Genomic DNA, 24,062 nt, shown 5'->3' on the forward strand with positions numbered 1-24,062 from the left:
CTAGGGTCCGGGTGCGCGATTAGCGGCCATATGATAGAATAGGGGGCGAGCGGACAGGCCGGCGGCGCGGGACAGCTTCGTTCGCCGCGGCGGCGCTCCATCATACGAGGAAAGTTGGGTACGGATGAGCGAATGGCTTCACGGTTTGATCGATACGGCGACCGCGTGGTTGACCGACCTTGGCTATTGGGGCATTATGATCGGCCTTATGATCGAAATTATTCCTAGCGAAATCGTGCTCGCCTTCGGCGGCTATTTGGTGTCTCTCGGCGAAATCAATTACTGGCTGGCGGTGCTGTTCGGCACGATCGGCGGCGTCATCGCGCAAATATTCGTCTACTGGATCGGCCGGTACGGCGGCAGACCGGTGCTGGAGAAATTCGGCAAATACATTTTGATCAACAAGCACCATATCGACGTGGCGGAGCAATGGTTCAACAAATACGGGACGGGCGTCATTTTCACGGCGCGGTTCATTCCCGTCGTCCGCCATGCGATTTCGGTGCCGGCCGGCATGGCCCGCATGCCGCTGTCGAGGTTTACGCTGCTGACGACGCTGGCGGTCATTCCGTGGTCGATGCTGTTCGTTTATTTGGGCATGACGCTCGGCGACAATTGGCAAAATATCGACGAGACTGCCTCGCAATATATGACCGAGCTGATGTGGGGCGCTGTCGGGCTGACGGTGTTGTACGCCGGCTACCTGATTTACAAACGGTCGAAACGGAAAAAGGGCGGCCGCTGAACGGCGGCGCAAGGCGCAGCCGACGAAGCCGCGGACGGAGATCCGGGAGCTCCGCTTCGGCGGCTTTTTTTTCGGGACGAAACGGCCGGCGCCGTATTTTCGTCGAATGGACACGGGTCCGTCTTTTAGCTAATATAGAGGCATCCATACATACGAGGGAGGAATGGCGATGAGCAAAAACGTGGCCGACAAGCTGGGCAAAGGGTTGACGCCGCAGCAGTTTATCGACGGCATGACGAAAAACCGGGAACAATTTCTCGACTGGTACAACCGCTTCGAATGGGGCTCGGACGGCGACCGCGACTTTTTCGAATCGCTCTCGAACCGCGACGATTTGCGCTGTCTCATTATCGCCGCCGACTGGTGCGGCGACGTCGTCCGCAACGTGCCGGTCGTTTTCCGGCTGCTCGAAAACTCCGGCATTCCGGTGGAAGTGCTGATCATGGAGGAAAACCTGGACACGATGGACCAGTTTTTGACGATGGGCGGGCGCTCCATTCCGGTCGTCATTTTCGCCGATACGGGCGGCTTCGTGCTCGGGCAGTGGGGACCGCGTCCGCGGCACGTGCAGGAGCCGATGGTCCGATTCAAGCAGCAAAATCCGGACCGGAACGCGCCGGATTACGAAGAAAATTTGAAGGCGACTCGCGCCGAGATTAAAGCCCGCTACGGCGAAGGCACCGGCTACCATGCCTTGATTGCGCAGGAGCTGCGCGAGCTGCTTTCCACTTTTTGAACGGACGGAGACTTGCGATGCTGAATGTGGAAGCTTTCGAGCTCGGACCGCTGCAAACGAACGCCTACTTGCTGACGAACGCGGAGCGGACGAAAGGAATCGTCATCGATCCCGGCATGAATCCGAAGCCGCTGTTCAAGCGCATCGAAACGATGGACATCGAAGCGATCGTGCTCACCCATACGCATTTCGATCATATCGGCGGCGTGGACGAGCTGCGCAAATGGAAAACGTGTCCCGTCTACGTGCACGACGCCGAAGCCGACTGGCTGACCGATCCGAAAAAGAACGGCTCCGCCCGATGGCCGGAGCTCGGCGGTCCGATCGTGACGGAACCGGCGGAATATGCGCTGGACGACGGACAGACGCTCGAGCTGCTCGGCGAGAAATTCCGGGTGTTTCATACGCCCGGCCATTCGCCCGGCAGCGTCAGCCTGCTGCTCGGCGACCGGCTGTTTTGCGGCGACGTGCTGTTCCGGCTGTCGGTAGGCCGGACCGATTTGCCGGGAGGCAGCGAGCGCGAGCTGCTCGAGTCGATCCACGGCACGCTGTTCGAGCTGCCGGACGACGTGAAGGTGTACCCGGGTCACGGCAGGCCGACGACGATCGGGTACGAGAAGCAGTACAATCCTTACGTGTAAAAAACGGAAGCTTTGCGACGCCGGGAGGCGAAGCGAAGCTTCTTTGCGTTGCTCGGGGCGTTGGCGCCGGCTCGAGCCGCCGGGTCAGTCCCGCGACGTATCCCTTTCGGCGAGCAGCTCGGACGGAACGCGGCCGGTATGCCGCTTGAACATGCGGTAAAAGTAAGACGGGTCGCCGTACCCGACGTACTCGGCGATTTCCGCGACCGTCAGCAGCGAATGGCGCAGCATGTACTGCGCCGTTTTCATTCTCGCGGCATGGACGCTTTCGCCGATCGTCTGGCCCGTCACGGACCGGTACAGCGTCGCGGCGTAGTTCGGGCTTTTGCCGATCGCCGCGCCGAGGCGTTCCTTCGTGACGGGTTCGCGGTGATGCAGCTGGATATAGCCGCGCATCGCTTCCGCGAGCCGCTGCTTCTCGCCGGACGGCCGCCTCCGATCGAGCTCGCGGTTCGCATGGACGAGCGCCTCCAGCAGCAGCGCCGCCGCCATCGGCTCCCGGTACGGCAGCCTCTCGGCCCAGCCGTCGCAGGCGGTTTTGAGCCGGTCGGCGAGCAGGTCGTACAGACCGGTTTTCCACGACACGTACGGCTCCTCGGCGAGCAGCGGCAGCTCCGGGCCGCCTTCCGTCAGCCGAAACGAGACGACGTATTTTTCGTGGAGCACGGTCGGAATGCTTTTGCCGTAATAGGACGCCCGGTCGGCTATGAGCAGGACGTCGCCTTTTTCCATGACGACCTTGTCGCCTTCGATCCAGTATACGCACGAGCCGTACGTGACGAGAACGAGCGTGCGGAGCGGCTCGGCGGGGTTCGCTTCCCGGTACCAGCCCGTTCCTTTGTCCTGGCGGACGTCCTCGACTTGCAGCATGGCGATGTCACCTTCGCGTCAGATTGATACGTACTATTTTACACGATGCGTACTATATTTCATAGTGCCGATTCGGGGATCGGCTTACAATAGGAACGACATCATCCGCGAAAGGAACGAATTCACGTTATGCGCAAAACGAAAATCGTCTGTACGATGGGGCCGTCCTGCGATTCGATCGACGTGCTCAAACGAATGATTGCCGCGGGCATGAACGTCGCCCGCTTGAATATGGCGCACGGCAGCTTGGAGGAGCATGCCGCGCGCATCGAACGGGTGCGCCGGGCGGCCGAGGAAACGGGAACGGTCGTCGCCGTCCTGATGGACATCAAAGGGCCGGAGGTGCGGATCGGCGCGCTGGCCGAGCCGATGTACGAGCTGACGGAAGGCGAGACGTTCGTCTTGACGACGGAGCCGATTGCGGGGGACGGGAAGCGCGTGTCGGTGAACTATCCGGAGCTGCCCAAAGACGTGCGCGTCGGCTCGAAAATATTGATCGACGACGGCCTGATCGAGCTCGAAGTCGAGCAGACGGAAGGAACGGAGGTCGTCTGCCGCGTCGTGAACGGCGGGAAGCTGAAGCCGCGCAAGGGCGTCAATTTGCCCGGCGTCCGCACCTCGCTTCCGGGCGTCACCGAGCGCGACATCGCGCATATCGCCTTCGGCGTCGAACAGAAGGTCGATATCATCGCCGCTTCGTTCGTGCGCAAGGCGGCCGACATCGTGCAAATCCGCGAGCTGCTGGAGCGGCACGGAGCGGGGCACATACGGATCGTTTCCAAGATCGAGAACGAAGAGGGCGTCGACCATTTGGACGAGATTGTCGAAGCGTCCGACGGCATCATGGTCGCCCGCGGCGATTTGGGCGTGGAAATTCCGGTCGAGGACGTTCCGCTCGTGCAAAAACGGATGATCCGGGCTTGCAACGCCGCCGGCAAGCCGGTCATCACGGCGACGCATATGCTGGAGTCGATGCAGACGAATCCGCGGCCGACCCGCGCCGAAGCGAGCGACGTCTCGAACGCCGTGCTGGACGGCACCGACGCCGTCATGCTGTCCGGTGAAACGGCGGCGGGCCGCTATCCGATCGAGTCGGTCGCGACGATGGCGCGGATCGCCGAGAAGACGGAAACGATGCTGCCGTACCGGGAATCGTTCGAGCAAAAAGTCGCCTGGCACCCGGCCGGCGTAACGGAGGCGATCAGCCAATCGGTTGTCGGAGCGTCGCTCGAGCTCGGGCCGAAGGCGATTTTGACGCCGACGGAAACCGGCTTTACGGCGCGCATGGTGTCGAAATACCGGCCGAACGTGCCGATTGTCGCGGTGACGACGAACGAGAACGTGCTCGGCGGCCTTTGCCTGCTGTGGGGCGTCGTGCCGGTTCTGGGCCAGCCGGCGGCGACGACGGACGAGATGCTGGAGTCGTCGATGCGCAGCGCCGTCCGGAGCGGGGCGCTGTCTCCGGGCGACGCCGTTATCGTCTCCGCGGGGGTGCCGGTCGGGCGAAGCGGAGCGACGAACTTGATGAAAATCGCCGAAGTTCCGGCGTTCGCGGACGCGTAATTTTTCTGCGGCAAAAGAGGATTTGGCCTTGCTCGCGTAGAATGTCCGAAGGTCGGAACAAAAACGGTTTCGCTACCGGATGGGAGGTTCGCCAATGTCGTCGGTCCGCGTCCAAGTATCGTGCATCGCCGTGCGCGACGGCTGCATCGCCATGATCCAAAAGCTGAATCCGGTTTACAAAACGTACATGAAGTACATCCCGCCGGGCGGTCACGTGGAACTGACCGAGACGATCGAGCAGGCGTGCATCCGCGAGATGCGGGAGGAAACCGGACTCGACGTCTCCGGCCTGGACATGGTCGGCGTCGTCACGTTTTTGAACCTTGCGGCCGAGTATCATTCGGTCTGTTTTTTGCTTGCGGCGCGCGAGGTGCGCGGAACGCTTCAAACGCTCGAGCCGGACAAGCAGACCGCCCATTGGGTCGAGCTGGACGGGATCGCGGCGAACGAAAACGTGCCGGGCTACCATCGGGACTTTTTGGACCATATTTTGAACCGGCGCGGCTTTTTGAACGCCAGGGTCGAGTGGCTGCCTCCGCATAACGAAGCGACGTGGACGATCGCGGAAGCGCCGGCCCGCCTCTTTTTGGCTCAAACATAGCGCAAATAGAATGAAGCAGGGACCGCACGAACCGTGGCGGTCCCGATTGTCGTGCTTCGAGGAAATACCGAATACGGCTGGGGGAGAGACGGATGGATCAAACGCGCAAGCCGATTCGAGGCATCGCTTATTTGTTGTCGTTTTCGGCGTTTTTGGGGCCGTTTTCGCAGACGATTTACACGCCCGTTTTGCCCGAGGTGGCCGGCGTTTTTCATACGACCGCCTTTTGGGTGAGCATGACCGTATCGCTGTACACGCTGTGCCTCGCGCTCATGCAGATGGTATACGGCCCGCTGACCGATTCGATCGGGAGACGAAAAGTGCTGCTGGCCGGCAACGTCATCTATTTGGCCGCTTCGCTCGGCTGCTACGCGTCGGATACGATCGGGACGCTTCTTCTGTTTCGCGGCTTGCAGGCGATCGGCATCGCCGCCGGCTCGGTCGTCGCCGTGACGGTCATCGGCGATTTGTTCGAAGGCGGCAAGCGCGGCAAAGCCATGGGGACGTTCCAAATGATGGTCGCGCTCGGTCCGGTGCTCGGCCCCGTGGCCGGAGGCTGGATTTCGCAATGGATCGAGTTTCATTCCGTTTTTTTGGTGCTGTTCGGCGTCGGCTGCGCCGTGATAGCGCTGAACGTTTGGCTCGTGCCGGAGACGAAGCCCGCCGTCCGCTCGGCCGGGGGGTTTTCGTGGAAAGATTATGCGGCCGTCATTACGCACCCGGTAGGGCTGTTCGTCGCCGCGCTCGGCTTTGTGCAGTATTACGCGCTTTATCATTATTTGGTGTTTTTGCCCGACGTGCTGACCGCCGATTACGGGATGAACTCGTCGCAGAAAGGCATGGCGTTCGTCTCGATCTCCCTGTTCCTCGTCATCGGCAGCTTCGCCGGGGGCAAAATCGCCGGAAAGCTGCGTCCCGAGCGGCTGCTCTCGGCCACTTCGCTGCTGACGGCCGCCGCGGTCGTTCTGTTTATCGTCACGGCTTCGCGTTCGCTCGGGCTGCTGCTGACGGCGGACATGCTGTTCGGCCTGTTCGTCGGTTTATCGCTTCCGGTGCAAACCGCCTTGCTGACGTCGGCGTTTCTTCATAAGCGGGCTACGGCCGTAGGCGTATACAATTTTTTGCGGTATATGGGCATGACGCTCGGACCGATGGGCGGCTCGCTGCTGCTGCATATGGCCGGCCTGCCGGCGGCGTTCGGCTTTGCGGCGCTGCTGCTCGCGGTCTGCGGCTGGTACGGCTTGCGGCTCGGCAGGCCGGCCGCCGCGGCGGGAGACTGAGTCGGCGGGCGAGCGGAAGACGGCCCGACAATTCGAGGTGGAGTGTGGAGCGGTTTTGAAAAGCTGGGTTTCCGGATTGAAAAAAAGACTCGACCTTCATCTCGATCCCGATTCGGAGGAAGAGTTCGACCGGTATTTCGTCGAGAAGCATTTGCCCATTCTCCGTTTCGGCCTGCTCGTCTCCCTGCTTCTGTTCGCCCTGCTCGGCATCGATGATATTTGGGCGGCGCCGTTCTCGAAATACGAAACGTGGGGCATTCGGTACGGCATTTTGGTGCCGTTTTTTCTGCTTGGCTACGCAATGACGTTTACGAAGCTGTTCCGGGAGCGGCAGCAGACCGTCATGGTTGTCGTGCAGCTCGTTTCCGGAGCCGGCTCGGTCGGGATTATCGCCGTGCTGTCGCCGGAGGAGCCGGCCAACTATTTTTATTTCGCCGGCTTGATGCTGATTTTGTTCGGCAATTATACGCTGTTCGGCTTGCGCTGGATTCAGGCTACGGCCGTTTCCGTATTGTTGATCGCCGGCTACGCGCTGACGGTGTACGTCGTCCAGAAGCCGTTCCGGCTTCATGCGGGCGATACCGCTTATTTGTCCTACATTAACGGCAATTTGTATTTGCTGTCCACGTTCATCGGCTCGGCGGTCGTCGGCTACGTGATGGAGCGGTATAAAATCGTGGAATTCGCCCAGCGCAAAGAGCTTGAACGGAAACACGACGCGATGGAACGGCTTTCCTACAAAGACGGCTTGACCGGCGTATTCAACCGGAGGGCGTTCGACGCGCGCATAGCCGAGGAGTGGGGGGCGGCGCTGCGAAACGGCCGCTGCCTCTCCCTGATCATGATCGACATCGACCTGTTCAAGCCGTATAACGACGCAAACGGACACCAGCGGGGCGACGATTGCCTGGTCGCGGTCGCCGGGGCGCTTCGCGGCAGCTTGAGGCGGTCCAAAGATTTTATCGCCCGCTATGGCGGCGAAGAATTTGCCGTCGTGCTGCCGGAAACGGACGAAGCCGGCGTCGTCAAGCTGGCCGGCTATTTGCACGAAGCCGTGGGCGCATTGCGGCTCGAGCACGCCGCTTCCCGCACCGGGTACGTGACGATCAGCGCCGGGGCGGCGACGGCTTATCCGCGGGACGGCGACTTTCGGCGATTGATCGAATCGGCCGACCGGGCGCTGTACGAATCGAAGTCGGCGGGCGGCGGCCGGACGACGGTCGGCTGAGCGGGCACGGGGGGCGTTCGGCTTTGCCGGCGGCCGCATGCAAGCGATAACTCCGTCCCGTTTCCGGCCGAACGCAAGCCTCGATGGGACCTCCCGCCGACCGCAGCGCACGCAGCGATACCTGCGTCCCGTTAAGGCCGAGTCGAACGTCGATCGGCTTGACCGGCGTTAGGTCGCGGTTGCCCTCATTCGGCTCGAACGGCTTCCGTTTTTACTCGGCTTATCGGCGCTTCGCACTAAAATGCCGGGGATGTTGACAGCCGCATATGTCGCTGGTATAGTGTTAAACAAACGTTTAATTAAAACGAATGTTTAACACAAGCTGCGGAGGGAGTTTGCGAATGGGAAATGCGTTAAAAGCTTTTTTGCAAAAGACGCCGACGAAAATCGGCATTATGGCGGCGATTATGTTCCAGCTTATTTTCAGCGTCGTCTGGATGACCGGCTATAACGGAGTTACGGACCATACGTCGCAGCTCCAAATCGCCGTCGTCAACGAGGACGCCGGCCTCGGCCAACAGGTGGCCGAGCAATTGCGGACGACTTTGCCGTTCCGGGTGTCGGCCGCGTCTTCGTTGGACGAAGCGAAGGAGCGGTTGAACGGGCGGGACGTGCAGATGGTCATCCACATTCCGGCCGCATTTTCCAAGCAGCTGCAGACGCCGGGACAGAAGGGCGAGCTGCACTACTACATCAACGAGTCGAACCCGGCTTTGATCAAAAGCATCATGTCCGGCGTGTCGGCGAACGTAACGGCGGCGGTGAACAAGCAGGCCGTAGCGGCCGGCGCCCAGGCGGTGCTGACGCAGATGAACGTTCCGGCGGCCCAGGCGCAAGGAACGGCGGAAGCGATGGCGGAGAAGGTGACGGGATCGGTTCAGTCGATGAATCCGGTATCGGGCATGAACAACCAGATGGTTCCGATGATGCTCGTGCTCGCGTCGTACGTCGGCTCGATGATCATGGGCATGAACATGCAGCAGTCGTCGCAAATGATCGGCGCCCAAATCGGGCGGCTGCATAAATTTTTCGCCCGCGTCGTTCTTAATGCGGCCGCGGCGATCGTGACGTCGTTCGTCGGCTCGTCGTTCGTTTTGCTGCTCGGCGGACAGTCGGTTCACGGCTTTATGCAGCTGTGGGGGTTCGAGGCGCTTTGCCTGTTCGCGTTCATGTCGTTTTCGCAGCTGTTCGTCCTGCTGCTCGGCAATGCGGGCATGCTGCTCAACATTATCGCGCTGTCCGCCCAGCTCGTATCGTCGGGGGCGATGGTGCCGCGCGAGCTGCTGTCCGGCTTTTATTACGAACTGAGCCGCTATTTGCCGGCGACGTATGCGGTGGAAGGCAACATGGATTTGCTGTTCGGAGGGCAAGGCATCGGGGGAGCCGTAGGGGGACTGTCGCTTATCGCGCTCGTCGCGCTGGCGATCGGTTTGCTGATCGCGGGGCTTCGCAAGGACAAAGCTCCCGCCGCCGCCGTCGCCGCTACCGGGCCGCAGCTTGCGAATTGAGCGGATAAACGACATAATAAACGTAACGCGCTAAGCGACGCGACCGCTTCACGCAACGACGATGGTTGAGGGGATGCGCATGTCCGCTTCGGAACAAGACATGAAAATGAAAATTTTGCTGGCGGCCAAAAAACTGTTTGCGAAGCAAGGGTTCGACGGCACGTCGGTTAGGCAAATATGCGAGGAGGCAGGGGCCAACGTGGCTCTCGTCTCGTACCATTTCGGCGGCAAAGACAATATGTTCGGCGCCTTGTTCAAGACGTTTTTTCCCGGCAACCGGATGGAGGAATACGAGCCTTATTTTCACGACCCGGTCGTCGGCATCAAGAAGCTCGTCGAAGAGGTGACCCGCTTCCGGTTGAACGATCCCGAGCTCGTCATCATCATTCAGCAGGAAATATTCAAGCAGTCCCCGCGGGTGGCGACGATCCAGGAAAACATTTTTCCCGTATGGCGAAAAGTGCGCGAGCTGCTCGAGCAAGGAAGGCGGTCGGGCGTGTTTCGATTCCGCTCGCTCGACAACACGATGTTTTTCATCATGGGGGCGCTGCTGTTCCATAAAAATACGGATTATTTTTTGCCGCTCCTGAGCGACGGCGTACCGACGTTCGACAATATGTACCGCGACGCCGCCGTTTTTATATTTCGGGGGCTGGGCGTACCGGGAAAGGCGGAGGATTACGTATGAACGACGTGACCGAATTGCTGCTGCGGCACCGGTCCGTTCGCAGCTTTAAGCCGGATGCGGTTTCGGACGACATGCTGGAGACGATCGTCCGCTGCGCGCAAATGGCGTCGACCTCGAGCAACGTACAAGCTTACACCGTCATCGCCGTCACGAATCCGGAGACGAAGCGGGCGCTGTCCGTCGTGGCGGGCAACCAGCGGCACGTGGAGCAGTGTCCGGTGCTGCTCGTCTGGTGCGCCGATTTAAGCCGCGACCGGCTTGCGTGCGCGAACGAAGGCGTGACGATGGTATCCGGCACGATGGAAAATTTCATCGTCGCGACCGTCGACGTCGCCCTGGCCGCGCAAAACGCCGCCGTCGCCGCCGAATCGCTCGGCCTCGGCATCGTCTACATCGGCGGCCTGCGCAACGATTTGCGGGAAGTGACGCGGCTGCTGAACGTGCCCGAGCTCGTTTATCCGATCTTCGGCATGTGCTTGGGGTATCCGGAAGGCCCGTCGGGCGTACGTCCCCGCCTGCCGCTGCGAGCCGTTCTGCATCGCGAAGCGTACGATGCGGGCGTGTACGCCGCCGCCGTCGCCGAGTACGACAAGACGATGCGCGAATATTACCTCGAGCGGACGAAAGGCAAGCGAGACACGACGTGGTCGAAGGAGATGGCCGACAAATTCGGCAGGCCCGCCCGCGCGTATGTGCGCGACTATTTGGAGGAGCAGGGGTTTCGGTTCGACTAACGGGACGGGATTGGAAGGGTGTTGTTGCTGGTCGGGGCAAACGAAGTAGGGCGTGCGTGCGGTGGGCGGCCCCTTTCGTCCCGCGTACAGGCGTTCCTTGGGTTGTCAGGCGGAACGAATGAATGAATTCGGTGATAACCGGAATTCCTCCCGTTAATTGGTCCCCGAATAGGGGGCGGTTCGTTTTATCGGGAAAAGCTCCCGTATATGTTGCGTCCTCTCGGTAATAAGAGCGATTCGGGTGAAGTTATCGGGAGGTTTTCCCGCTAATGTGGCCGTCAGTGGGCAAATTGAGAAAAATTACGGGAGGTTTTCCCGTTTTTACAACTTGAAGCCGGTCTACCCACGACACGATTGTTCCGGGAGTCCGATGCGATCACTTTGAACGGCAGTATGATATCTTGACACGACCTGCAGGATATGTTAAGTTTTGGAATATACACGATAAGCGGAAGCACCGCCATTATGTTGCGTTCGAAAGGACGCGCGTAGTGGCGGTTTTTGTTTTGGGACAGGGAGGGGGGACGGATCGTCATAAACACTGGATGATGTGGAAAATTGTGGACGGACGAACGGATTTCATGGGATACTACGTGTAAAATCAGTTGCGTCGAAAAGGGGAATGGATGATGTGGAAACAGTTGGCCGTGCCCGTATTTCTGGGGGCTGCGCTCGCAGCGTCTGCAGCCGGGGGGGAGACGGCTTCGGCTTCGTTTGCGGACAGCGCCTCCCATTGGGCGAAGGAATCGATCGAAAAGGCGGTCGGCAAAGGCTACGTCGACGGCTACGAGGACAAAACGTTCCGTCCGGACCGACAAGTAAGCCGCGGCGAATTCGTGAAGATGGTCGTCACCGCCTTAAAGCTCCCGGTCAGCGGTAAAACCGACGGCGGCGAATGGTACGTACCGTATGCGAACGCCGCCGTGAGCGCCGGCATTCATCGCTGGAGCGATTTCGCTGGAGGCGATTGGAATACGCCGATTACGCGGCAGGAAATGGCGCGGATGGTCGTTCGGGCTACGGATCGGGAGCTGCAGAAGGCGGAGACGAACAAGCCGGACGGCGAGCTGATGTATTTGGCGACGAAGGCCGGGCTGATCCAAGGCTTAAGCGGCGGCGAGCTCGGCGAGGGCGAAGCGACGACGCGCGCGCAGTCGGTGACGGTCATCGAGCGGATTTTGACCGTCAACGGCGGCGGCAAGCTGGAGGTAGACAAATACGCCGTCAACCGCGCGGAGTTGGCTTGGCATAAGACGAATATTTTTACGGTGATGCCTGAGTTTTTTGGGAAGGTGTTGCCAATAAGCAATAATGGAGTCGTTCTTACAGACGGCTGGAATCCGGACAATTTGTTTGTTGAAACGCCTGATGGGAATTTCCGAGCTGAGTTGGATAGCGTTATTGCCATTGATATGGATGATCCGAGTGACCCTCATCGTAATTTGTTGGGGGATGTTTCTAAACTGAAATGGTGGAACCCTTTTACACGAAATGGGCAGTCTGTGTTTGAATTAAGTAACTGTTATGTTATTTATTTTAAAGGTCGAGTAGCTTACAACCGGGATACATCTACTTATGTTAATTCTGATGTTTTTGCCTCTCAAAACATTTCAGGTATTTTGACCGATCGTCAGGATATGGAAAATGGAATAATAAGCGGGGTAAGTAATATATACCAAAATAAACTAGGAGATTATCCAGCAAAAGTAATTCCCAAAAAGGTTAAAACTCGTGGCGAAATCTCAATTAACATTAGTGCGCCGGCAATTCCTCCTAATAATATTTACACAAAATATCTGCTGAACTCCAAAGTACCGGAGTCGATAGAGTAGGGTGAGCCGCTAATGCGAATTAAGAAAAAATGGATTACTGGGGCAGCCATTGTGCTCGTCAGTTTTCTGTTGAGTAGTATCCTGCTCTATCCTTCCCCCAATTTGGTTTATGCAGATGAGGCCATTACTTTTAATACAGACAGTTGGTCCAACGGCTATAGCAAATATAAAAGTTTAACATCAAGTGAAATTAAATTATCGAAACCCGGCTACAAAATTAAAGAAGCCGTGATTCTAAACGAAGAGACGATTGTAAAAGATATTCCTGCAGCTGCGGGCCAAACTATTTGGACCGGGACAGCTACCCTTGAAGGTACAGACACTCCCATTCATTCAATTGGGAATAAAACAGCACAAGGATATTATGCTTGGTATCGGTATTCTACAACAGATAGCCGCAAAGATTGGTATGCAAATTTTATAAGAATCGATAGTGGCTACAACAAATATGGGGAGCAGCGCGCTTGTCCCGATCTCTCATCAAATCCATCTGACATATCGCCACCGAAAGATGAGACGGGGATGTACGCATATCCCGGATGTGACGATGATTCCTTAATCCTAAGCGGGGCATTAGATAAGGATTTTAAAACATCAGAAGGAATTGTAATTAATCGTCAGGCTGTCGATACAAGTGAGGCAGTGGGGATAGCTACAGTGGATTATTCAGCTTCAGTCGGAGCGCCCGCCGACCTATTTCCAAATGTTTTATATGGCGTATCTGACCCAAGCACACAACCGATCAATGTTATCTTGAAATCAGATGCCAGCGAGTTTGCCGTTCAATACTATCAAAATTTCAACGGAGATTCCGGATATTCTAAGAATCTCACAGCCTACGGCGCCAAGGTCATGGTTTATTTTTCTGCCTTCGACGTAGATATCGACGCTATGACATACAAATACCCGCCATATACGCTAAGGGTAACGTATGAAGAAGTCGACTCGTCTAAACCCGACCTCGTCCCCATCACCATCACCACAACGGGCCCGGTCCAAATAGGCGAAGCAAAAACGTTTACGTACCAATTCAAAAACAAAGGCAAAAAGATCGAAAACCGGCCGTTCACCGTCTACGTGCAAAACCTGATTACCGGCGGAAAGGTGAGCCAGGCTTCATTTAATGGCGCGGACACCGAACAGCTTCTATCCGGCACATTCTCCTACACGCCGCTCGGCCCGCAAACGGTAAAGTTCCGTTTGATCGTCGATTATAACAACGACATCGAGGAACAGCCCCCCGACGGCGAACTGAACAATACGGCCGAATTCGAGTTTCCCGTCAACGTTGGGATCGACGGCGATTTCGACCTGGTTCCTTCTTCGATCCGATATACGGAAGATTTCAAAGTGGTGCCGAAGCAGTTCGAAATCCCGAACGGCTGTACGTACAAATACCATAACTATCGCTTCATTCAAAACGGAATTACATGGACGACGGCCAACGTCAACGGACAAACGGCGGCAACGTCCTTTGCTTATCCGAATTACCCGGACAACTTGTCCGTCAGCACCAGCAGGGTCGCTCTGCAAATCTACACGAGCTGCGGCGACTCGGGATGGATCAAGGAAAAACCGTTTGTCGTGAACGAGTCGGGTACCGAGAACACGCCGCCCGAGTTTCGGGCCGGATTTTTCCTGGAACATAACCGTACCGGTACCGATCCGGTTACGCAAGTCGTCGTCGGTTCGATGGTCAATCTGCGCATTATCCAGGATCCAAGCTCGACGCCGCCGTCGCCGTATGACGCCGAGAAAGATTACCCGATTACATGGCGATGGGACTTCGCGGGAAGTAGCAGCGGCTGGATACGAAGCTTGCCGTCGACCTACGGCTTCGATAATCGCGACGATCATTTCTACAATATCAAAGCCGACCAAGTCGGCAATTTTGCGATACGCGTAACCGGAACGGATCGGCGAGGCGCGCAAACGAGCCGTACCGTCTTTTTGGACGTAATCCCGCCGAACCCGATCGCGGCTTGCAGCGTTCCGACGCCGGTCAAGGCGAACCGGCCGGTCGATCCGGCGAAGTTCAGCGCGAAAGGCAGCTTTAGTCCGGTCGGGCGTACGATCGACGAAAGCCGCAACGCGTGGACGAACAAGCAAACGTCGTACAGCAATCCGACGTCGGAACCGATCAAGGTTCAGGTGCAGCTTTACGTCTACGACAGCGCCGGCCTCCGGTCGCTCGCCCCGGCGACGTGTACGATCGATGTGCTGCCGGACAAGCCGCCGGTCGGCAAGCTCGACGTGCCGCCGCTCGGTCTTCGCGGGCAAACGTACGAGCTGTTCAACAAATCGTACAGCCCGGACGACGATGCGCTCGTCAGCGCCGCTTACCGGTACAAATACGATGCGGCGAACAACGGCTTCGCCGACGATCCGTGGCAATCGCTGTCCGGTACGCTGGCGAAATCGTCGTTTACGCCGAACCGCGTCGGCAAATATTTGTTCGACGTGTACGTGTGCGAAGACTACGGCCAGTGCGCGTATGCATCGGCTACGCAGTCCGTCGGCATCATGGTGCTGGATACGATCAACCTGGCGCCGACCGTTTCGTTCGATCTGTTCGGCAAAAACGAGCAGCCCGAAGTCAACGTGCCGGTTACGTTCGGCGTCCAAGCAATGCTTTCGTGGCCGCTGTACGACGTCAACACGAACAACCGGATTGCAAACCATGCCTTCGCATGGAGCGACGCGAACGGCGCGCTGACCGCCGGCCTCGGCAAAGGGATGGAACGATATTACGACATTTACAACTACTACAGTTGGGGCGGCGGAGGCGGCAATACGTACAAGCCGTACTTCAACCCGTACACCGACAACGGGTTCGGGGCGAACCGGATCTCCCCTTACAAAGGCATCGAGACGCTCGATACGAGCCGGTCGCAGCCTTTATTGGTGCCGGTCGCTTCGGGCGGCATAACCACCTTGCAGCCGGTGGAGTTCGGAAGCATCCTGAAGACGAACAAGACGCACCTCATTTTCGATATGTTGGGCTACGACGGCTACGCGAACGCGCTCAAAGGGTACAATTTGAGCAAAATGCCGAAGTATGCAGCGGAATATTCCAAAGACAACAGCAGCCAGTTCGGTTCTTCGCTGAAGCATCGCTGGCCCGAGGGGGGCGATCCGTACGACTATACGATTTCCGGCAACGGGATTTACGACGCGATTTCATACGCCGTGCCTTTGTACAAAAGCTACGACGACATAAGGAAAAACGCCGACAAAATCAAGAACGGGGACTATTCCGGCGCAAAAGGCTTCACGACGCTCACGTACAATCTCCCCCATTTGTACGGCTTCGAGGTGGCCGGCAGCACGATCTACAAATTCATCGGCGGCGGCAGCAAGTACAAAGCGGCCTACGAGTCGTTCGAATACTACGACGAGGAAACCCAATCCGGGTGCAATTGCGTCGTGCAAGTCGGGTATAACGGCTCGGACCTCCCTTCCAAGGTCGCCGTCGGCGTCATTTCGTACGATTCGTATACCGGGGCGCAAAAAAACGTCCGGCTGGATAACGAGGACTTGTTCGCGTCATCGCTGCGAACGCCGTTCCAGCATACCGGCAAACAGAGCCGCTATTTCACGATGTACGACAAAGGGGACAACGCCGTTTTGGTAAGCGGCCCGTACAACTTTTTCGGCGGCGATATGCATATCGAACAAATCGAGATCGATCCGCAGGGGAACACGATTCGTAAAAATACGGTCACGTTCCCGGGCCGGGTCGAGGCCGACGGAACGAGCTGCTACTACACGATTCCGATCGGCCTGTATAAAGGGCTGGACGGCGAGTACTTCTCGTTTATCCAGGAAGTGTGCAAAAAGAAAGGGGCGGAACAATCTTACCCGATCGCCTATTATGCGTACAAAATAAATGCGGATTTGTCGCTCGCCTGGATCACCAAGCTCCGCGGAATCGGGTACAGGCACGATGTGGGGACGTTCGATCAAAACTGGGAAAGCCGTCCGGTAGCCGCCTACAACCCGGTAACGAACGAATTGATCACGCGCAGCTACTACCAGACGTATTGCAACGGATGCACGGTGCCGACGGTCACGAACTACCAGGAACTGCTTAACGGAACAACCGGCGCGCTTTCGAACTGGTCGGGAACGCCGATCAGCAACATGTCCGGCGGATTCGGCATCCTGCCGAGCGGCGGCTACGGTCCGCTCTCCGGACCAAGCACGATCACGGACGATTCGGGGACGAGCCGCAGCTGGGGCGATGGCTTGTACAACACCCGGCGCGACGATCTCGGCTTTCACGAATCCGAGAAAAACGACGAACTGGTCAGCGGCGAATATATTGCCGACGGGGTGTTCCTCGGCATTTACCAGCAAGACTACCAGTCGAATTCCCAAGGCGGCTTGTCCGGCAAACGGTACATCTATATCGCCAAAGGAACGCCGCGGCAAACCGTCGTGAGGAGCGGCTTCCGGCTCGGCCAGTTCATGTCCGGGACGGCTTACGACGACACGGAGCTGTCGTTCACGATGAACATGAAACGTCCGGGCATCGATACGGGACTCGCCGGATTTTCGTTCCGGATGCAGGATCCGACGAACCGGTACGCGGTCGAAGCGGACGCCGCTACGATCTACGTTTCGCGCTATATCGGGGGCGCACGAACGGTACTATCCCGCATTCCGTACCCGTTCCAGCCGAATACGGACTATGCGTTCCGGGTGAAAATGGCCGGCAGCCAAATCGACGTTACGCTCAACGGCGTTCCGTACGTATCCGTCTCGGACGGTACGTTCGCGGGCGGCAAGCTCGGGCCGTTTACGACCAAATCGTACGTCAGCTTCAAAGGCGTGTCGCTCAAGGGCATTCCGAAGCAAAATGTCGAATGGCTGACGCAATACGCCATTTGGGAAGAAGGCTCGGCCCGGGCGGAGGCGCGCTACGAAAACATTGCGTACGCCGATCCGGAGAACGATCCGGTGTCGGGCGGGTTCCGTTGGTCGATCGCGCATGTGCCGAAATTTATGAATAACCAAGGCGTATCGGGCTTGAACGGGCAAACGTTCGCCGGGCCGCAGCAATATTTCGATAAAGTCGGCGAATACTGGATTACGCTTCGCGCGCGCGACGATCCGCATCCGAGCTATTTGTGGCCGAGCGGCGTGTTCGACAGCTACCGCAAAGACTCGAACGCCTATGCGAAGCGGCTCATCGTGCACCGGCGACCGGTCGCCGTCATGTCTGCATGGATAAACGGGGACGGTACGGTAGGCTATAGCGACGCCAGCTACGACCCCGATCGATGGGTGAACGCCGGGACGTACTCGCCCCCGGATGCGACCGGCATCGATTACGGGGCGACGCGCGGCATTATGGAGCGGCTTTACTATTACGTGTCGCCGAGCGGCCAATACGTACAAAGCAAGCTGACGCGGCCGACGGAAACCGGCGTCTATACGGTCGGCCTGAAAGTGCGAGACGAATACGGCGCCTGGAGCTACCCGGTTTCGCAGACGATAACGATCGGGACGATTCCGCCGGCCAATAACCGGCCGACGGCGACGCTGACGTTTCCGAACGGATCGCAAGCGAGCCCGAGCCTCGTGTATACGAGACGGCCGACCATCACATGGGAGCAGCACGACACGCCGGGGACGGTTTTCCAGGGCTACCACGTCAAAGTTGCCGACAGCTCCGGCGCGATCGTCGTCGAGAGCGGCGAAAGTCCGCAATGGACGAGCTCGAATTACGCCGCCTGGACCGTGCCGGTCGACTTGCCGTACGGAACGAAGCTGCAGGTGCAAGTGCGGGCGAGCGACGGCGAAACGTGGTCCGACTGGTCGAACGTCGGCTGGATGATCGTCAACGGCCCGCCGTCCGCGGTGCTTACGTTCCCGAACGGTCCCTCGGCCGGGGCGGCGAACCTGCTTCAGGACAACCGGCGCCCGACGCTGTCCTGGAACCAATACGATCCGGACTTGGCGTACGGCAACGTGTTCCAGCATTACCACGTCCAAATCATGGGCGAGGACGGTTCGCTCGTTTACGATTACGCCGCCGGCCAATGGACGCAGGCGACGAGCCAAAGCATGACGGTGACCGCCGATCTGCCGACCGGCATACCGCTGCAGGCGCGCGTGCGGGTTTATGACGGCGCGCTTTGGTCGGACTGGTCGAATACCGGCTGGCTGCGCATCAACCTTTCGCCGGGAGCGGACGTCGCGTATCCGTCCGGATCGCAAGCGAGCCCGACGATTTCCGGCCCGCAGCCCGCGATTGCGTGGAACCAGTGGGACCCGGACCCGGGCACCGTATTTTTGAAATATCAGGTGCATATCGCGAACGAAGCGAACACGGCGCTCGTCTACGATTCCGGCGAAGTGTCGCAACATACGTCCGCAACGACGCAAAGCCATCTGGTCGGCACCGCGCTTCCGGCGGGGCAAAAGCTGCGCGTTCGCGTGCGTGTATTCGACGGATACGTCTGGTCGCCATGGTCCGGCGACAAATGGCTGCTCACGAACCGGCCGCCGGTTGCCGATTTCGATTGGTCGCCGAAGCCGATTTGGGAAGGGGACACCGTCCATTTGGACAATTTGTCGTCCGATCCGGACGGCAACGCGCTTTCTTCCGTTTGGGAAATCCGGATGACGGACGGAACGGTCCGCACATGCGGCACGCCCGACGCGGTTCAGCTTTTTCCGGTGCCCGGTTCGTATACCGTGACGCTTACCGTTTCCGACGGATATGCCGAGAGCCGCATCACGAAAACGCTCGAAGCGCTGCCGCTGACGATCGACGCGAAAGTTCGCCATACGCCGCAGTGGCTGGCCATCCATGAACAAAAAGGCAACAACACGACGACGGTGCCGATCGATTTTTATTCCGGCGAAATATTCGTCGTGCAGACGGTCTCGTCACCCGCGCCGGTAAGCGAAGCGAAAGCATGGATCGACACCGTCGGAATCGACGGAAACGCCTTAACCGTATCCACTGTGCTGGCCGTATCCGACTCCGACGCGACCCGTTTCGAAGGACGGCTTTACGACGACAAATTCATGTCGGCGACCGAAGGGATTCCCGTGGGCGTGCTGCCGATCCATTTTCAAATCCGCTATGCGAACGGAGTCGTCAAAAAGCAGGACGTCCCGGTGCGGATTATCGGCAACGTTAACGATGCGGTCGACGTACATCGGCGGCAATAGGCGGTTTACAATTTGGAACATAAATGGTATTATATGAATATAGCATGTGCGAGAAACGTTTGCGAAGGACGCAGGCGATCGGGCAACCGACCGTTTGCGTCCTTTTTCGTTACTTGAGGGGGATATGCCGGTGAACAAAAAACGAAACTTGCTGATCAGCTTCTCGGCTGCGCTCTTGGCGGCGTTTCTCGTCTATGGCGTATACAAGCTGCAGCTGAGGCAGGTGGAGCTGCAACAGACGGTCAACGTCGTCGTGCCGAAAGATTTCATTCCCGCCGGCACGATGATCGAAGCCGGAATGCTCGCGATGAAGCCCGTGCTGGCCGGGTCTCTGGAGGAAGGGATGTTTACGGACTCGGCGCAGCTGGTCGGCTTGGAGTCGGTCGTGCCGCTCGGAACGAACGAACCGATTTTGTCGTGGAAGGTGGACAAGTACCATTTGCTGCCGTCGGCCGGGCAGGCGACGTTTCAAATCCCGAAGGAGTACATTTTATCGCTGCCGGGCGGCATTCGGGCGGGCGACAAAGTAAAGCTGTACGTTTCCGGAAACGAGGGAGAGGCCGGACGTTTGTTCGACGAGGACATTACGGTCGCCTCGGTCAAATCGTCCGCGAATGTGGAAGTCGACAATCCGAAATCGCCCAATCTGTATTCGCGGGTAAACGGCGATACCGAGAAAATGTACGCATCCCGCAGGGAAGCGAACGGCGCGATCGACCAAATCAATTTGAATTTGTCCGAGGAGCAATGGCTGGCGATCGACCGCGCATGCCGGACGAAAAAGGCGAAGCTCGTCATCGCCGTCTCGGCGTCGTCGCTCTCGGAGGAATCCGTATTTGTCATAGGAAGGAGATGACCGCCGCATGCGGATTGCAATCGTGACGCAGGACGAGGCGCTGGCCGATGCGTGGGTATCCGGCAAAAGGAGGGACGGCGACGACATCCGCCTGTTTCAAACGCCGGAATCGCTCGTCGATTCGCCCGCGTCGTCCGAATTCGATCATATCGTATTGTCCGACCGGTATTTCGATCTCCCGCAATTTTGCGATTGCGCGGAGCTGCTGAAGGAACGTTTCCCGAAGGCATCGCTTACGGCGCTGCTGTCGGATCGGCACGATGCCGCCGAAAACGGCAGGTGGATCAAGGCGTGCATCGTCGGCGGCATTCATTACGTGCCTCCCCATCGGACGCGAGACGCGATCAACGGCGCGCTGCACCGGCGTTTTTACGGGGAAGACGGCGATCTCGCCGAAGGCGCGAGCAGCACGATCGTTTTCGTCGGCTCGACGCCGAATATCGGCACGACGTTCGTTTCGTTCGGGACGGCTGTCGGCATCGCCCGCCGGACGGAGCGATCGGTCGCTTATTTGTGCCTCAACCTGAAAAGCTCCAAGCTTCACCGCTATATCGGCATCGAGAAGCCGGAAGGAAGCCTCGATCATTTGCGAGCGGAGCTCCGCTCGCAAAGCTTGCGTCCGGAACGGCTCCGTTCGTACTGCGAAACGGCGAAGGGGATGCCGAACTTGCGCATGCTGTTCGGCAACCAGCTGCGGGAGCAGGCCGAGTTTTTCACGGCCGAAGATATCGAGCATTTGCTGCATGCGGCGAAACGGGCTTTCGACATTTGCATCGTCGAAGTGAACGCCTATTGGGACAATGCCGCTACGATATGCGCCTTGCTTCAGGCGAACAGCCGCATATTGGTGACGACGCCGGAGCTGACCCATTTTCAGGAGGATGCGGACCGCTGGCTTCGCGGGCTTTGTCCGATCGTCGGCATGGAAGCCGAGTCGTTCGATCTCGTCGTGACGCAGTCCGACAGGAGCGCCGGCTCGGCAGGCATCCGGCAGCGGGACATTCGCAAGGAGACCGGGCTATCGCTAATCGGCAAGGTCGGCAAGTACGCCGATTTGACGGAAGCGGTCAACCAGGGCAAGCTGCTCGAGCTGCTGCTCGGGCCGCATCCGCTCGCCCGGGATGTCGACGCCGTCGCCGCTCTGCTGGCGGAGGTATGCGGCATCGAAGCGCGACTGCGGTCGCAGCGCAAGCCGCTCGGCCGTTTGTTCGGCCGCTTGCGCGTAAAAACCGGGAAAGCGGGGCGGACGATATGGGAGAGCTGACGGAACGGAAATTTTCGGTGCTCGCGTACTCGATGCTGCGCCGCGGCGAAGCGAATAAGCTGCCGGCGGCCGATCCTCTCGTTCCGACGGAGGAAAATCCGGCGTTCCGGCGCTGCGTCGAGGAGATCCGCACGTATTTGGTCGCATCCCGGGGAAAAACGGAGGAGGAGCGGCTGCAATACAGCGAATCGCTCAACCGCGCGGTGCTCGGCTTCGAGGAGGAGCGCGTCCGGTTTATCGCCATTATTAACGACCAGCTGGCGAAGCGCAGACTGAACCATATCGTGCCGCCGAATCGGCGGTACGCGACGCTGGCCGAAGCCGTATTCGCCGAAGTGATCGGCATGAACGTGCTCGAGCTGCTGCTGCGGGAACGGGACGGACTGGAAGAAATCCAGGTCGTCGGCAAAGACATTTTCGAGGTGAGAGGAGGAAAGGCGGCGCCGTCGCCGCACAAATTCCGGCATATTAAGGATGTGGAACGCATTCAGCAAAACCTCGTGCTGTTCAACAACGAGGTCATCAATCCGCGCAAGCGGTGGGCGGAAGTGTCGCTGCGGGACGGCTCGCGCGTTACGCTGACCGGCTTCGGCTTTACGGCCGAGCCGACGATGACGATCCGGTTTTATACGATGCGGTATTACAATTTGCATACGCTTTGCCATCCCGATTACGAAACGATCGACGAGACGATCAAGACGGTGCTGCTTTGCTTGCTCCGCTCCTGCTTCAACCTGGTGATCATCGGTCCGACGAATTCCGGGAAAACGAATCTGATCAAGGCGTTCATCGCCGAGCTGCCCGATCACGAGCGGATCGTCACGATCGAGTCGCGGTACGAGCTTATGCTGAAGCGGGATTTTCCGAACAAGAACATTATCGAATACGAGGTGAGCGAGGACGATCCGCACCATTCCGGCAATCAGGCGTTCAAGCTCGCGCTGCGCCAGTCGCCGAAGCGGATCTGCCACGCCGAAATTCGCGACGACGACGCCAACTTGTACGTACGGGCGTGCACGAGAGGACACGAAGGGAGCATGACGTCGGTCCATGTCGGTGCGCTCGAGGACGCGCCGGATGCGATCGCCGACATGTGCATGCTCGACAGACGGGGCATGAACCCGACCCGTTTGACGAAACGGATCGCCGAATATGTCACCCAAATCGGTCTCGAAATGGGTCTGGTCGGCGGCAAGCGGAAGCTGCTGCGCATCGGCGAATACGGCTACGAAAACGGGGAGGTGAAGGTGAGGGACATCGTCCGCTACGATTATGCCGACGGCGTCTGGCGCTACCCGGAGAAGTTTTCGCGGCGGGCCGTCATGCGCATGATGAAGCACGATCCGGACGGCTGCCGGACGCTTCGCGAGATGGGACTGGTCGAGCGATGCTGATTTGGGTCGTAAAGAGCGCGTTTTTGCTGCTGCTGTTCATGCTCGCGTATTTGTTTTTTCATCGGCTGCTGCAAACGGTTGTGCGCCGATCGGCGGCGCGCTACCGGCTCAACTACGTGCGGCGGGGAACGTTCGCCAATCGCGTGGCGCAATTCGCCTCGCGTTACAACTGGCTGTACCGCCATTTGGCGGATTTGCTCGAATCGATTCAAGCCCGGCTTCACATCGGCACGTTCCTGTTCGTCTCCGTGCTGCTGCTGCTCGCGGGCATCGTCGGTGGATTTTTTTGCTTCCGCAACGCGAAGGGCGTATTGTCGGCGGGCGGCATGCTCGGCCTGCTTCCGTACTTGGCGCTGCGGATGAGGCTGCTCAGCTTGCAGATGAAGGCTCGACTCGATTTTTTGCCGGCCGTCGAGCTGTTTTACCAATACTATATCGTTTCGGGGCAAAGCAATATCCGGACGGCGCTCAAAATTACGCTGGAGGAAAACCGGATGCAGCCCGCCTTAAAGCCCGTGTTCGAGCAGCTGTACCGCCATTTGGCGACGAGCCGCGATCCGGAGCACAGCTTGCGCGTATTTGCGCTCAGCCTCGGCCATGTGTGGGCGGACTATTTCGTCAACATTTTGCGCGTCGGGCTGGCGGAGGGGGGCGATTTGTGCGACAGCCTGAAGGAGCTCATTACCGACATGCGCCGGGCGCAGCGCTCGGACCAGGCGGAACGAAACCGGCTTTTGGAAATACGGATCGCCAATTTTTCGTCGATTTTGTTTTTGCTCTTGTTTTTATTTATCAATTTTAAAATAAACCCGCACAACGCGTATTTGTATTACATTGTCGATCCGGCGGGCCGGAATATGCTGCTCGACGGGCTGCTGCTCATTTTCGCTTCGGTTTTGATGGGCATCTATTTATCGATACGAAGGATGTGACG

General features: G+C 58.4%; 17 protein-coding genes. 16 read left to right on the forward strand and 1 reads right to left on the reverse strand.

Annotated elements, in window-relative coordinates; translation table 11 throughout:
- The first annotated feature begins 124 nt into the window (after positions 1-124).
- The 3 genes from PV407_RS24960 (at position 125) to PV407_RS24970 (ending at position 2,122) form a co-directional block, all read left to right on the forward strand.
- Positions 125-745: a DedA family protein gene (locus PV407_RS24960; RefSeq protein WP_332092726.1), complete on the forward strand. Its 621-nt coding sequence runs from the start codon at positions 125-127 to the stop codon at positions 743-745.
- Between the two features lie 169 nt (positions 746-914).
- Positions 915-1,481 carry a thioredoxin family protein gene (locus PV407_RS24965; protein ID WP_332092727.1) on the forward strand — a complete coding sequence of 189 codons (567 nt, stop codon included), beginning with the start codon at positions 915-917 and terminating at the stop codon, positions 1,479-1,481.
- A 17-nt stretch (positions 1,482-1,498) separates the two neighbouring features.
- Positions 1,499-2,122: an MBL fold metallo-hydrolase gene (locus PV407_RS24970; RefSeq protein WP_332092728.1), complete on the forward strand. Its 624-nt coding sequence runs from the start codon at positions 1,499-1,501 to the stop codon at positions 2,120-2,122.
- 84 nt (positions 2,123-2,206) lie between these two features.
- Here the strand turns inward: PV407_RS24970 and PV407_RS24975 are convergent, their stop codons facing one another.
- Positions 2,207-2,992: a helix-turn-helix transcriptional regulator gene (locus PV407_RS24975; protein ID WP_332092729.1), complete on the reverse strand. Its 786-nt coding sequence runs from the start codon at positions 2,990-2,992 to the stop codon at positions 2,207-2,209.
- Positions 2,993-3,121: 129 nt separating this feature from the next.
- Between PV407_RS24975 and pyk the strand changes: the two genes are divergently transcribed.
- The 13 genes from pyk to PV407_RS25040 all read left to right on the forward strand — a co-directional run bounded on the left by pyk (position 3,122) and on the right by PV407_RS25040 (position 24,060).
- Positions 3,122-4,555, forward strand: a complete 1,434-nt coding sequence (gene pyk, locus PV407_RS24980; protein WP_332092730.1) for a pyruvate kinase — start codon at positions 3,122-3,124, stop codon at positions 4,553-4,555.
- A gap of 94 nt (positions 4,556-4,649) precedes the next feature.
- Entirely contained in the window at positions 4,650-5,156 is a 507-nt protein-coding gene (locus PV407_RS24985) for an NUDIX hydrolase (protein ID WP_332092731.1), read from the forward strand.
- Positions 5,157-5,248: 92 nt separating this feature from the next.
- Positions 5,249-6,436 (forward strand): MFS transporter, encoded by a 1,188-nt coding sequence (locus tag PV407_RS24990; protein ID WP_332092732.1) that lies wholly within the window; start codon positions 5,249-5,251, stop codon positions 6,434-6,436.
- A 55-nt stretch (positions 6,437-6,491) separates the two neighbouring features.
- Positions 6,492-7,664: a GGDEF domain-containing protein gene (locus PV407_RS24995; RefSeq protein ID WP_332092733.1), complete on the forward strand. Its 1,173-nt coding sequence runs from the start codon at positions 6,492-6,494 to the stop codon at positions 7,662-7,664.
- A 341-nt stretch (positions 7,665-8,005) separates the two neighbouring features.
- Positions 8,006-9,172, forward strand: coding sequence for a YhgE/Pip domain-containing protein (locus tag PV407_RS25000; protein ID WP_332092734.1), 1,167 nt, complete (start codon positions 8,006-8,008; stop codon positions 9,170-9,172).
- A 79-nt stretch (positions 9,173-9,251) separates the two neighbouring features.
- The gene (locus PV407_RS25005; protein ID WP_332092735.1) at positions 9,252-9,860 is read left to right on the forward strand and encodes a TetR family transcriptional regulator; all 609 of its coding nucleotides are present in this window, start codon (positions 9,252-9,254) and stop codon (positions 9,858-9,860) included.
- Positions 9,857-10,594: an oxygen-insensitive NADPH nitroreductase gene (gene nfsA / locus PV407_RS25010; RefSeq protein ID WP_332092736.1), complete on the forward strand. Its 738-nt coding sequence runs from the start codon at positions 9,857-9,859 to the stop codon at positions 10,592-10,594. The genes PV407_RS25005 and nfsA overlap by 4 nt, the downstream gene beginning before the upstream one ends.
- 629 nt (positions 10,595-11,223) lie before the next feature.
- The gene (locus tag PV407_RS25015; protein ID WP_332092737.1) at positions 11,224-12,426 is read left to right on the forward strand and encodes an S-layer homology domain-containing protein; all 1,203 of its coding nucleotides are present in this window, start codon (positions 11,224-11,226) and stop codon (positions 12,424-12,426) included.
- An 891-nt stretch (positions 12,427-13,317) separates the two neighbouring features.
- A complete protein-coding gene (locus PV407_RS25020; RefSeq protein ID WP_332092738.1) occupies positions 13,318-19,614 on the forward strand; it encodes a PKD domain-containing protein in 6,297 nt (2,098 codons plus the stop codon).
- A gap of 130 nt (positions 19,615-19,744) precedes the next feature.
- The gene (locus PV407_RS25025) at positions 19,745-20,470 is read left to right on the forward strand and encodes an SAF domain-containing protein (protein ID WP_332092739.1); all 726 of its coding nucleotides are present in this window, start codon (positions 19,745-19,747) and stop codon (positions 20,468-20,470) included.
- A gap of 7 nt (positions 20,471-20,477) precedes the next feature.
- On the forward strand, positions 20,478-21,734 hold the full coding sequence (locus PV407_RS25030) for an AAA family ATPase (RefSeq protein ID WP_332092741.1): 1,257 nt from the start codon (positions 20,478-20,480) through the stop codon (positions 21,732-21,734).
- Positions 21,722-23,128 carry an ATPase, T2SS/T4P/T4SS family gene (locus tag PV407_RS25035; protein WP_332092742.1) on the forward strand — a complete coding sequence of 469 codons (1,407 nt, stop codon included), beginning with the start codon at positions 21,722-21,724 and terminating at the stop codon, positions 23,126-23,128. The genes PV407_RS25030 and PV407_RS25035 overlap by 13 nt, the downstream gene beginning before the upstream one ends.
- Positions 23,122-24,060: a type II secretion system F family protein gene (locus PV407_RS25040; protein ID WP_332092743.1), complete on the forward strand. Its 939-nt coding sequence runs from the start codon at positions 23,122-23,124 to the stop codon at positions 24,058-24,060. Before PV407_RS25035 ends, PV407_RS25040 begins: the two co-directional genes overlap by 7 nt.
- Positions 24,061-24,062 lie beyond the last annotated feature (2 nt).

This window comes from Paenibacillus sp. GYB003, assembly GCF_036577625.1.
Classification (GTDB): Bacteria; Bacillota; Bacilli; order Paenibacillales; family NBRC-103111; genus Paenibacillus_AB.